The organism is Microbacterium sp. LBN7 (genome assembly GCF_045690345.1).
Lineage (GTDB): Bacteria > Actinomycetota > Actinomycetes > Actinomycetales > Microbacteriaceae > Microbacterium.
This window is the reverse complement of record NZ_CP147856.1, coordinates 1-12,089: the sequence shown is the minus strand read 5'-3', so window position 1 is coordinate 12,089 and position 12,089 is coordinate 1. Positions and strand designations below refer to the sequence as shown.

8 protein-coding genes are annotated in these 12,089 nt (G+C 68.8%); 4 read left to right on the top strand and 4 right to left on the bottom strand.

Features of this window, described 5'->3' with window-relative positions; all coding sequences use genetic code 11:
* Positions 1-12 precede the first annotated feature (12 nt).
* Positions 13-2,085, bottom strand: a complete 2,073-nt coding sequence (glgX, locus tag LBN7_RS00040) for a glycogen debranching protein GlgX (RefSeq protein WP_407360615.1) — start codon at positions 2,083-2,085, stop codon at positions 13-15.
* Positions 2,086-2,186: 101 nt separating this feature from the next.
* On the opposite strand from glgX, the gene LBN7_RS00035 reads away from it, so the two are divergent.
* The 4 genes from LBN7_RS00035 to LBN7_RS00020 are packed head-to-tail and all read left to right on the top strand — an operon-like array spanning position 2,187 to position 7,288.
* On the top strand, positions 2,187-3,362 hold the full coding sequence (locus tag LBN7_RS00035) for a cysteine desulfurase family protein (RefSeq protein ID WP_407360614.1): 1,176 nt from the start codon (positions 2,187-2,189) through the stop codon (positions 3,360-3,362).
* 9 nt (positions 3,363-3,371) lie between these two features.
* Positions 3,372-4,469 carry a tRNA 2-thiouridine(34) synthase MnmA gene (gene mnmA / locus LBN7_RS00030; protein ID WP_407360613.1) on the top strand — a complete coding sequence of 366 codons (1,098 nt, stop codon included), beginning with the start codon at positions 3,372-3,374 and terminating at the stop codon, positions 4,467-4,469.
* Positions 4,470-4,508: 39 nt separating this feature from the next.
* Complete coding sequence (gene ligA / locus LBN7_RS00025; RefSeq protein WP_407360612.1) at positions 4,509-6,824, top strand: NAD-dependent DNA ligase LigA; 2,316 nt, start codon at positions 4,509-4,511, stop codon at positions 6,822-6,824.
* Positions 6,821-7,288: a hypothetical protein gene (locus LBN7_RS00020; RefSeq protein ID WP_407360611.1), complete on the top strand. Its 468-nt coding sequence runs from the start codon at positions 6,821-6,823 to the stop codon at positions 7,286-7,288. The genes ligA and LBN7_RS00020 overlap by 4 nt, the downstream gene beginning before the upstream one ends.
* A gap of 95 nt (positions 7,289-7,383) precedes the next feature.
* Here LBN7_RS00020 and LBN7_RS00015 read toward each other — a convergent pair whose 3' ends face one another.
* From LBN7_RS00015 to LBN7_RS00005, 3 genes are read right to left on the bottom strand one after another with little or no spacing between them, the layout of a single operon-like run.
* On the bottom strand, positions 7,384-9,204 hold the full coding sequence (locus tag LBN7_RS00015) for a DEAD/DEAH box helicase (RefSeq protein WP_407360610.1): 1,821 nt from the start codon (positions 9,202-9,204) through the stop codon (positions 7,384-7,386).
* Between the two features lie 47 nt (positions 9,205-9,251).
* Positions 9,252-10,952: a long-chain-fatty-acid--CoA ligase gene (locus LBN7_RS00010; protein WP_407360609.1), complete on the bottom strand. Its 1,701-nt coding sequence runs from the start codon at positions 10,950-10,952 to the stop codon at positions 9,252-9,254.
* 50 nt (positions 10,953-11,002) lie between these two features.
* Positions 11,003-11,935, bottom strand: a complete 933-nt coding sequence (locus LBN7_RS00005) for an ATP-dependent nuclease (protein ID WP_407361738.1) — start codon at positions 11,933-11,935, stop codon at positions 11,003-11,005.
* Between the last annotated feature and the right edge of the window lie 154 nt (positions 11,936-12,089).

Sequence of the window (12,089 nt, the reverse complement as noted above, 5' to 3'; positions counted from 1 at the left end):
CGGAGACCGATGTCATTCGACCCGGAACAGGCGCATGGAGGTGCCGGGGATGGGCAGGACGTCACCAGGGGCGAACACCTCCGCGGCATCCGACGGGCGCTCCTCGGCGCTCGACCACAGCGAGACGAAACGCGTCGCGTCCTCGATCTCGTCGGGGAGACGCACATCGATGGGCGATTCGGTTCCATGGACGATCAGCAGGATCCGGTTGGCCGCCTCCTTGTCGGGCGTGGAAGCCGCGACGTACTGGAGCGTGCGGTTCCGCGGGTCCGCCCACTGGGCGCTCTCCATCGTCTCGCCGTTCTGATCGAACCAGTCCATGACGGAGGCGTTCGGGATGTGCTCGCCGAGCCGCGCGTACTTGCTCGGGCGCAGCGCGGGGTTCTCGGCGCGCAGGCTGATCAACCGCGCCACGTGCGCGCGGAGATCCTTCTGCCAGGGTTCGAACTCCCAGGCGAGCCAAGTCATGGCGGAGTCCTGCGCGTAGGCGTTGTTGTTGCCGCGCTGTGTCCGTCCGACCTCGTCCCCGGCGGTGAGCATCGGGATGCCCGCGGAGAGGAGCAGGGTGCCGAGGAGGTTGCGCATCGCCTTGCGGCGGGCCGCCAGGATGGTCGGATCGTCGGTGGGCCCTTCGACACCGTGGTTGAAGGCACGGTTCATGTCGGCGCCGTCGCGGTTCTGCTCGCCGTTCGCCTCGTTGTGCTTGACGTCGTAGGCGACGAGGTCATGCAGGGTGAAACCGTCATGGGCGGTGACGAAGTTCACGCTGGCCAGGGGACCACGCGCCTCGCTGAAGGTGTTGGACGACCCGGCGAGCCGGGTGGCGAAGCCGCCGATGCCGACAGGGGCGGAGGCCCGCCGCGCGTAGTCGATGTCGCTGAGCCAGAAGTTGCGGACCCGGTCGCGGTAGCGATCGTTCCACTCATGCCACCCCGCCGGGAAGTTCCCGGTCTGCCAGCCGCCCATTCCGACGTCCCACGGCTCGGCGATCAGCTTCGTCTCGGCGAGGACCGGGTCGTTGGCGATCGCCGTCAGGAGCGGATGCTCCGGCGTGTAGGTGTGCGCGCCGTCCCGGGCGATCGCGGCGGCCAGATCGAAGCGGAAGCCGTCGATCTGCATCTCCTGAGCCCAGTAGCGGAGCGAGTCGAGGACCAGCCGCGCCCCGGCATCCGTCGAGGTGTTCAGCGTGTTGCCGCAGCCGGTCGTGTCGATGTACCTGCCCGTCTCGTCCTGACGGTAGTAGCTCGCGTTGTCGATGCCGCGCAGGCTCGAACGGGGACCGCCGATGCCCTCCTCCGAGGTGTGGTTGTACACGACGTCGAGGATCACCTCGAGCCCGGCCTCGTGCAGCAGGCGCACCATGCCCTTGAACTCGGCGAGCACGGCCTCAGGGCCCTCCTTGCGGGCCTCCTCGGTGGCGTACGCGGTGTGGGGGGTGAAGAAGTTGAGGGTGTTGTAGCCCCAGTAGTTGGTCAGGCCGCGCTCCAGCAGGCGCGGCTCGGGGACGAACGCGTGCACGGGGAGGAGCTCGACCGAGGTGACCCCGAGCGAGTGGAGGTGCTCGATCATCGCCGGGTGGGCGAGTCCGGCATACGTCCCGTGCAGAGCCGGAGGCACGTCGGGGTGCCTCTTGGTGAGGCCCTTGAGGTGGCCTTCGTAGATCACGGTCCGGTCGAGGGGGACGCGCGGCTTCTGCGAGTCGCCCCAGTCGAAGCCGTCGACGATGACGACAGAGCGCCATTCCTCGTAGCCGTCGCCCTGGGCGAGGCCCCGCGCGTAGGGATCGAGCAGCAGGCTCTCCGGGTTGAACGTGTTGCCGGGGCCGTGCGGACCGCCGACGCGGATCGCGTAGCGGACGCCGGGCTGCAGGAGCGGCGTGGTGACCTCCCAGATGCCGCCGGGGTGTCGCTCGAGCGGGACCTCGTCGGTCGCCCAGTCGAGGTCGGTCGCGTCGAAGACGACCAGCTCCACGGAGGAGGCGTTCTGCGACCAGATACGGAGGGTCCCGACGCCGTCGTGCAGACGGACGCCGAGGTTGTCGAGGGCTGGACCGCCGGGCGCGGTGAAGTCTCGGGACTCGGGCATGAGTACACCATAGGCGGGATGTGTTGCAGTCCCATGACAGATCGCAGTCGGTTCCATCGCGCAGTCGCCTCTGCCGCGCCGATTCGCGAGAGAATCGAGGGATGCGGCACTACCTGGACCACGCGGCGACCGCGCCTCTGCGGCCTGAGGCGCGCGATGCGTGGCTGGCTGCCACCGAGACGGTCGGCAACGCGTCGTCGACGCACGGCGCGGGGCAGGACGCCCGGCGTCTGCTCGAGGAGTCGCGCGAGCGCGTGGCCGCCGTCCTGGATGCCGATCCGATCGAGATCGTCTTCACCTCGGGCGGCACCGAGTCGATCAACCTCGCGCTGCAGGGACTGTGGCGTTCGCGTCTCGACGGCACGGAGGCGATCGTGCTGCCGGATGCCGAGCACCACGCCACGATGGACACCGTCGCTGCCCTGATCGACGAGGGCGCGCGGGTGCGGAGCGTCGGCGTGACCGCGCTGGCCGGCATCGACGTCGACGCGTTCGCTCAGCAGCTCCCCGGAGCAGCCCTCGCCACGGCCCTCGTCGCGAACAACGAGGCGGGCACCGTCAACGATGCGGCGGTGCTCTCCTCGTCGAGCGCGTCCGCCGGAGTGCCGCTCCATCTCGACGCGGTCGCCGCCCTCGGCCATCTTCCCCTCTCCTTCCGTGGGCTGCGGGCGGATGCGGCCCCCGGCGTCGGGCTCGTCGCACTGAGCCTGGCCGGTCACAAGATCGGCGCGCCGGTCGGCGTCGGCATCCTGGTCGCGGCGAGGACGGCCCGGCTGACGGCGATGCTCCGCGGTGGCGCGCAGCAGCGCGGACTCCGTGCCGGGACGCAGGACGTGGCCGGGGCAGCGGCCTTCACGACCGCCCTGGAGCTCGCCGAGACGGAGCGCGCCGGCGAGGCCGTCCGGCTGTCGGCACTGCGCGACCGTCTCGTCGCGGGCATCCGCTCGGCCGTCCCCGCAGCCGAGCTCCTCGGCGATCCGGTCCGCCGGCTTCCGGGCAACGCGCACATCCTGTTCCCCGGAGCCGTGGGGGAGAGTCTGCTGTTCCTCCTCGACGTCGCGGGTGTCGCGGCATCCACCGGCTCCGCCTGCCAGGCGGGAGTCGCGGAGCCGTCGCACGTGGTGATGGCCATGGGGCGGAGCGAGCGCGATGCGCGCAGCGTGCTGCGGTTCTCGCTCGGGCGGACGTCGACGGATGCCGATGTCGACGCGGTGCTCGCCGCGATCGCCGATGCCTACGATCGGGCATCCGGGTCCGGCACAGGCGCGCGCTCGTAGACTGGTCTCATGCGGATCCTTGCAGCCATGAGCGGTGGAGTGGACTCCGCCGTCGCGGCCGCACGTGCCGTGGAGGCGGGGCACGACGTCGTGGGCGTGCACCTGGCGCTCTCGCGAGCCGGCGGCACCCTGCGCACCGGAAGCCGCGGATGCTGCACGATCGAGGACGCCCTGGACGCGCGCCGCGCCGCCGACCTGCTGGGCATCCCGTTCTACGTCTGGGACTTCTCGGAGCGCTTCCGCGACGACGTGATCGATGACTTCATCGCCGAGTACCAGGCCGGACGCACCCCGAACCCCTGCATGCGCTGCAACGAGAAGATCAAGTTCGCCGCTCTTCTGGAGCGGGCCATCGAGCTCGGCTTCGACGCGGTGTGCACCGGGCACTACGCCACCCTGATCGACGGCGAGCAGGGACTGGAGCTGCATCGGGCCTCGGACAACGCGAAGGATCAGTCCTATGTGCTGGGGGTGCTGACGGCCGAGCAGCTCGCGCACACCTACTTCCCGCTCGGCACGACCCCCTCGAAGGCGATCGTGCGCGCCGAAGCGGAGACCCGCGGCCTCACGGTGGCGCAGAAGCCCGACAGCCACGACATCTGCTTCATCCCCGACGGCGACACCCGGGGCTGGCTGGCCGAGAAGGTCGGCACCGCCACCGGTGAGATCGTCGACCGCTCCGGCGCCGTCGTGGGTTCGCACGAGGGGGCGCACGGCTTCACGGTCGGACAGCGCCGAGGACTCAAGCTCGGCGTGCCGGCAGCCGACGGCAAGCCGCGGTTCGTGCTGGAGGTGCGCCCGGTGTCGAACACGGTCGTCGTCGGCCCGAAGGAGGCCCTCGCGATCGCGGAGATCGCAGGGGAGCGGTTCAGCTGGGCAGGTGCGGGGCCCGTCGAGTCGTCTTTCGACTGCCACGTGCAGATCCGGGCGCATTCCGAGCCCGTCGCGGCCGTCGCCACCGTGTCGGACGACGGCGTGCGCGTCGTGCCGGAGATCCCGCTCGACGGCGTCGCGCCGGGGCAGACCGCGGTGCTCTACGTGGGGACCCGCGTGCTCGGTCAGTTCACGATCGACACCACGGTGTCGGCTGTTCCCGTCGGCGCGTAGCTCTCGCTGGATGTCGGCGCCCGCTCGTAGACTGACGGGGTGCCGGAGAACATCTCGCTGGAAGACGCCCGAACCGAAGCCGAAGAGCTGACCACTCGCATCCTCGAGGCGAAAGACGCCTATTACGGGCGAGACACCTCCGTCGTCGACGACTTCACGTACGACGGCTGGATGCATCGCCTCGAGGAGCTCGAGCGACTGCATCCCGAGCTGCAGGGGCAGGACTCTCCGACGCAGATGGTCGGCGCCGCCGAGGCGACGGGCCTCGCCACGATCGAGCATGCCGAGCGCATGCTGAGCCTCGACAACGTCTTCTCGATCGAAGAGCTGCGCGAGTGGGCGGCCAAGACCCAGGCCTCTGCGGGACGGAAGGTCGCCTGGCTCACCGAGCTGAAGATCGACGGGCTCGCCATCAACCTGCGCTACGAGAACGGCGTGCTCACCTCTGCGGCGACGCGAGGAGACGGGCGCGTGGGCGAGATCGTCACCGAGAACGCGCTCCGGCTTCCCGAGATCCCCGAGCGGCTCAGCGGGGAGGGGCACCCGGAGATCGTCGAGGTGCGCGGTGAGGTCTTCATCCCCGTCGCGGCGTTCGAGCGACTCAACGCCGCGCAGGCGGCGTTCCGCGACCGGGCGTACGGCGACGCGCTCGCGCGCTGGGAGGCGCGTGGCGGCGCCAAGAAGCCCTTCGATGAGGAGAAGGCCCGCACCGCGGCCGCACGGCGGTTCCCGTCCTTCGCGAACCCGCGGAACGCGGCGAGCGGCGGCCTCCGGCAGCAGATCGACAAGAAGGACGGGCTCGAGCTCGAGGCCGGGCTCCTGCGCATCGAGTCGCTCGCCCTCTACGTGCACGGCGTCGGCGCCTGGGCGAATCCGCCGGTCGGGGCGCAGAGCGAGGTCTACGACCTGCTGGCCGGGTGGGGCCTGCCGACGAGCCCGCACACGAAGGTGTGCGCCTCGATCGACGAGGTCGCCTCGTTCGTCGAGTACTTCGGAGAGCACCGGCACGACATCGAGCACGAGCTCGACGGCATCGTCGTGAAGGTCGACGAGCTCGAGCTGCACGACGAACTCGGCGCCACGAGCCGTGCGCCGCGCTGGGCGATCGCGTACAAGTACCCGCCCGAGGAGGTGCAGACGAAGCTTCTCGACATCGTCGTCTCGGTCGGCCGCACCGGTCGTGCGACGCCGTTCGCCGTGATGGCCCCGGCGCAGGTCGCCGGTTCCGTGGTGCGCCAGGCGACGCTGCACAACAAGGATGTGGTGAAGGCCAAGGGCGTGCTGATCGGCGACACGGTCGTGCTGCGCAAGGCCGGCGACGTGATCCCCGAGGTGCTCGGACCGGTGGTCGAGAAGCGCGACGGGACCGAGCGCGAGTTCGTGATGCCGGTCGAGTGCCCGGAGTGCGGAACACCGCTGCGGGCGATGAAGGAGGGCGACATCGACCTCCGCTGCCCGAACGCGCGCTCCTGCCCTGCGCAGGTGCGCGGTCGTGTCGAGCACATCGGGTCTCGCGGCGCGCTCGACGTCGAGGCGCTCGGCGAGGTGACCGCCGCCGCGCTGACGCAACCCACGTCGCCTGCCGTGCCTCCTCTCGAGACCGAGGCAGGGCTGTTCGCTCTCACGATCGACCAGCTCGTGCCCATCGAGCTCTTCGTCCGCGACGCCGAGACCGGGCTCCCGAAGGAAGACGACGACGGCCTCGTCAAGACCCGCTCGCCGTTCCGGCGCAACCCCACCGCGGCCGAGAAGAAGGCCGGAGCCGAGGGTCCGCAGCCGTCGTCGCAGGCCGTCACCCTGCTGGCTGAGCTCGAGAAGGCCAAGACGAAGGAACTCTGGCGGCTGCTCGTCTCGCTGAACATCCGTCACGTCGGTCCTGTCGCCGCACGGGCGCTGGCGCAGTGGTTCGGCTCACTCGATGCGATCCGCGCCGCCTCCCGCGATGAGCTGGCATCGGTCGAGGGAGTGGGCGGGATCATCGCGGATTCGCTGCTCGCCTGGTTCGATGTGGACTGGCACCAGGAGATCGTGCGGCAGTGGGCCGAGGCGGGTGTGCAGTGGGCGACTCCCGGGCATCCTGGTCCCGGCGCTGCGGTCGCTGCCGGCGGTGTGCTCGAAGGGCTCACGATCGTCGCGACGGGTTCCCTCGACGGCTACACGCGCGACGGCGCCCAGGAGGCCATCATCAACGCGGGCGGCAAGGCCGCCTCGAGCGTCTCGAAGAAGACCGACTTCGTCGCGGCCGGCCCCGGCGCCGGCTCGAAGCTCGGGAAGGCCGAGGAGCTCGGCATCCGCATCCTCGACGCGGCGCAGTTCCACATCCTCGTGACCGAGGGTCCTGACGCCCTCGTATGAAGCGCTACGGACCGTTGATCGCCGTCCCCGATGCGCTGGCCGTCGGCGACCCCGGGCGGAACCACCTGCGACTCACGCCGGATGCGGTGATCCTCCGGGAGGGGGTCGACAGTCGGGGCATCGTGCCGTGGTCGCGGGTGGAGCGTATCGAGCTGGATGTGCCGACCACGCGATTCCGGCTCCCCGGTCTCGTCGGCACGATCGTGCTCGGGGCGCTGACCGCGGTCGCGCTCTCCGACCTCGGAGTCGACCCCGATGATGGAGCCCTGACGCTGACCGTCGACGGAGAAGAGCAGGTCATGCCGCTGAGTCGCCACCACGTCGGAGGTTACTGGGCGCCCACGGTCGACGGCGCGCATCGTCTGCTCGCGCATCTGATCGCGAATCCGGAGCAGCGTGCCCTGCTCGCGCATCCTGAGCCGCTGATCGACATCGCCGCACAGCTCGCCCGCGAATCGGTGTAGCGCCGGCGGTGCCGGTATCGACCGGACGCCGGAACGCCGCACGGATCGGCGTGATCCGTGCGGCGTTCTCGGGCGATGCTGAGAGGTACCGTCGCTCAGCCCTTGTGGCGCGGCTTGCGGAACGGCTTGTCCTCGCGGTCGCTGCGCGCGGGGCGGTCGTCGCGATCACGGCGCTCGTAACCGCCCTCGCGAGGACCGCTGTTGCGACGGCCCGCGGGGCCCCGATCGGGCTTGATCTCGATCAGGCGTCCCGAGATGCGCGTGTCGCGCAGCTTCTCCAGCACGGCGGGGCTGAGGTTGGAAGGCAGTTCGACCGTCGAGAAGTCGGGGCGGATGTTGATCACGCCGAAGTCGTCACGACCGAGGCCGCCCTCGTTCGCGAGCGCGCCGACGATCTGACGCGGCTCGACCCGATGACGTCGGCCCACCTCGATGCGATACGCGGTGTAGTCCCCGCGACCGCGACGCTCGGTGCGCGGCTCCCGGGCATCGCGTCCGGCGCGCTCGCGCGGCGGACGGTTGTCGGCCTCCACCGCCCGCGTCAGCGGGTCGTTGGCCGGGTCGAGCAGCAGCGGCTTGTCGCCCTGCGCCACGACCGCGAGTGCCGCTGCGACGTCGCCCTCGGGAACATCGTGATGGCGCACGTAGTGCGCGACGATGTCGCGGAAGGCCTCGATGCGACCGGTCTCGGACAGCGCCGTGGTGATCGCGTCGTCGAAGCGGTTGAGGCGCGTGGTGTTCACGTCCTCGGTGCTCGGCAGCTGCATCTGCGCCGGCTGCTGACGGGTGGCCTTCTCGATGTGCTTGAGCAGGTAGCGCTCGCGCGGGGTGATGAAGCTGATCGCATCGCCCGAGCGGCCTGCGCGTCCGGTGCGGCCGATGCGGTGCACGTACGACTCGGTGTCGGTGGGGATGTCGAAGTTGATGACGTGGCTGATGCGCTCCACGTCGAGCCCGCGGGCGGCGACGTCGGTGGCGACGAGGATGTCGAGCTTGCCGTCCTTCAGCTGGTTCACGCTGCGTTCGCGCTGCACCTGCGGCACGTCGCCGTTGATCGCGGCGGCGGAGTATCCACGGGCTCGCAGCTTCTCGGCGAGGGTCTCGGTCTCGTTCTTCGTGCGGACGAAGACGATCATGCCGTCGAAGTTCTCGACCTCGAGGATGCGCGTGAGCGCATCGACCTTCTGCGCGTACGACACCACGAGGTAGCGCTGCGTGATGTTGGTGCCGGTCGCGGTCTTCGAGGTGATGCTGATCTCCTCGGCGTCCTGCAGGTACTTCTGCGCGAGGCGACGGATCTGGGGCGGCATCGTCGCCGAGAAGAGGGCGACCTGCTTCTCGGCGGGCGTCTGAGCGAGGATCTGCTCCACGTCTTCCGCGAAGCCCATCTTCAGCATCTCGTCGGCCTCGTCGAGCACGAGGTACTTCAGCTCGGACAGATCGAGGGTTCCCTTGGCGAGGTGGTCCATGATGCGGCCGGGCGTGCCGACGATCACGTGCACACCGCGGCGGAGCGCGGACAGCTGCACGCCGTAGCCCTGACCGCCGTAGACGGGGAGGACGTGGACGCCCTTCATCTTCGAGGCGTAGGACTCGAAGGCTTCGCAGACCTGCAGCGCGAGCTCTCGCGTCGGGGCCAGCACCAGGGCCTGGGGGATCTTCTGCGACACGTCGAGTCGCTCCAGCACGGGCAGCGCGAACGCGGCGGTCTTGCCGGTTCCGGTCTGCGCCATGCCGACGACATCGCGTCCCGACAACAGGGTCGGGATCGTCGCGGCCTGGATCGGAGAAGGGGTCTCGTATCCGAGATCCTTGATGGCTTTGAGGACGGGCCCGGTGATGCCGAGTTCCTCGAATCCGGGGGTCGCGGGGGAGTCCTCGGGGGCGTCGGTCAGCACTGCATCTTCAGGAGTCACTTCCCAAGGGTAGCGCCCCGAAGATGTCGGCGCCTGTGAGGGCGTCCTCAGGAGCCCGTCGTCAGCGCGACGAGCTTCTCCTTCACCTGCCGGCGGAGCACCTTTCCGATGAGCGACTTCGGGAGCTCGTCGACCACGAAGATGCGTCGTGGCACCTTGTAGGGGGTGAGGATGCCGCGGGCGAACTCGCGGATCGCCTCGACATCCACGTCCGCTCCGCTGTCGACGACGATCGCCGCGACGACCTCTTCGCCGGAGTGCTCGCTCGCGAGTCCGACCACCGCGGCATCCGCCACCTGAGGATGCTGTCGCAACGCGTTCTCCACCTCGGTGGGCGCGACGTTGAACCCGCCGGTGATGATGAGCTCCTTGATGCGGTCGACGATGCGGATGAAACCTGCGTCGTCGATCGTGACGATGTCGCCGGTGCGGAACCAGCCGTCGACGAAGACCGCCTCGGTCTCCTCGGGCTTGCCGTAGTACCCGGAGAAGACCTGCGGTCCGCGGACGACGAGCTCACCGGCGGTCCCATCGGGGACGTCGACGGTCGGGTTCTCCGGATCGACGACGCGGCATTCGGTCCCGGGCAGGGGGAGCCCGACAGTCCCGGGCACCCGGTGCTCGGCGACGGGGTTGGCCATCAGCACCGGAGAGCACTCGCTGAGGCCGTAGCCCTCGACCAGATAGCCGTGCGTGGCCTTCTCGAACGGGACGACGAGTTCATGCGGCAGCGCCATCGCGCCGGAGATCGCCACCTCGATACCTTCGAGGGAGACACCCTTCTCCTTCGCGGCCGTGAGGAGGCGGTCGGCGATCGGCGGCACCAGCGGCAGGAAGGTCGCGGGGTGCTTCTTGACCACATCGAGTACGAGGTCGGGATCGAACTTGGGGAAGAGCACGAGCCGGGCACCCATCGACATCGCGAAGGTCAGGCAGAGCGTGAGGCCGTACGCGTGGAACATCGGCAGCACCGCGTACACGACGCAGCCCTTGCCGCGCTGGATCGACGGGACCCACGCCTGCGCCTGCGCCGCGTTCGCGAGCAGATTCCGGTGGGTGAGCGAGGCGCCCTTGGGCGTGCCGGTGGTCCCGGACGTGTACTGGATGATGGCCAGGTCGTCGGTGGACGGCTTCGGGTGCGACGCGGGGACGGGCGCGGAGGCCACCAGCGAGTCCCAGGTGACGGTGCCGCGTACCTTCTCGGTGAGCGCGGCGCGGGACTCCCGCGCTTTCGCGACCGGCAGTCGCAGGGCGAAGCGGGTGAGGAACGGCATCGCCCGTGTCACGTCGACCGAGATGAGGTTCGTGACGGCGAGGTCGGTGGGGAACTCCTGGACCGTGGCGACGACCTTGTTCCAGACGATCGCATGCTTCGCGCCGTGGTCCTCGAACTGCTTGCGCAGCTCCCGCGGGGTGTAGAGCGGGTTGTGCTCGACCACCACGGCACCGAGGCGGAGCACCGCATAGAAGGCGACGATGTGCTGCGGGCAGTTGGGTAGCACGATCGCGACCGGATCGCCGGCCCGCACGCCCAGATCGCGAAGCCCGGCTGCGGCTCTGTCGATCGCATCCTGCAGCTCGGCGTACGTCGTCTCTCTGCCGAAGAACTGCAGAGCAGGGGCCTCGGGGTAGTCCCTGGCGGATGCCGCGACGATGTCGATCAGCGATCCCTCGACGGGAGCGAGGTCTTCGGGAACACCGGCGGCGTAGCTGGCGACCCATGGACGAGGAGGCTGGAACGGGCTCACGAGCCCAGCATAAGGCGGGTGCCGTCGGTACTCTCGTTCGCTGACCAGCCTCAGGCGGCGGCACCAGCGATCAGGTTGAGGAGCGTGCTCAGGTTCTCGCCTGGCTGATCTTCGCATTCGCGAGCGGCAATCTCGTACGTAGCAGCGTTCTTACCATCTACGCCGCGCCCTTCGTCGATCAGCCGACGTCGAGTGAGGTCCCAACCGGGAAGATCGCTCGCAAGCAGAGTTTCCATCGTGTCTGGTACGAAGGCCAACGATCTATGGATCGCACCCACGGGATAGTCGACCTCGGTCGCGCCGACGAAACGACAAAACGCACGATTGTCCTTCTTGTTCTTCTCCTCGGCCTGAGTGATCAGTTCAGAAGTCTTGCCCTGTAGTCGCATCCTGCCGCCCGCTCCGGAATCATTGTCGACGACCATCAACGCAGGCACGCCCAGGAGCTCCAATATCGCAAATGGGATCATCATGTTGCTCTTGCCCGCCACAGGAGCAACGCAGATCCCTGCGACTGCCAATTCGTTCACCTCCCCGGCGATGCCTTCAAGGACTGCCGCGTCCTCGTCGCCCTCAACCAGAATCACGGATTCGGCGAAAAGTGCGTCTGGAAGACGCTTGAGACAAACTTGTTCGAGACGTCTCCTGAGGGCGTCGGAGGTTACGTAGCCCGCAAGCCTCGCTTCCACAGCATCCAGGTTTGCAGCGGCGATGCGCGTCGACATACAGCGTTGACCGTCCGGAGTCGTCGCAGAAACGCGCCGAATCTGGTCGAAGAATCGAGGCTCCACGAAGTAGGCACTGTGAGTGGCATAGGCGACTTGAGTGAGGTTCTCGGGAGTTTCGGCGAGTTTCCGCAATACGGAGGCAAATGCCCTCGCCTGCGTCGGATGCTGGAACAACTCGGGCTCTTCGATCGCGAGAAACATCTGGCTACCGTCGGTGCTTCGCGTACGAGCAGAGAGAACCGTGAGCGCCGACATCAAGAGTGTGCGCTGAAACCCGTGCCCTTGAAGACCTACCGGAGTTTCGACGAAGGCATCGGCGATCTGCAGCCCAATACCCGATGGAGACGCTCTGAAGGACGGCGGTTCCTCTCGGAGGCGCACTGAACGGCCGAGCGTGAAAGAGGAGATT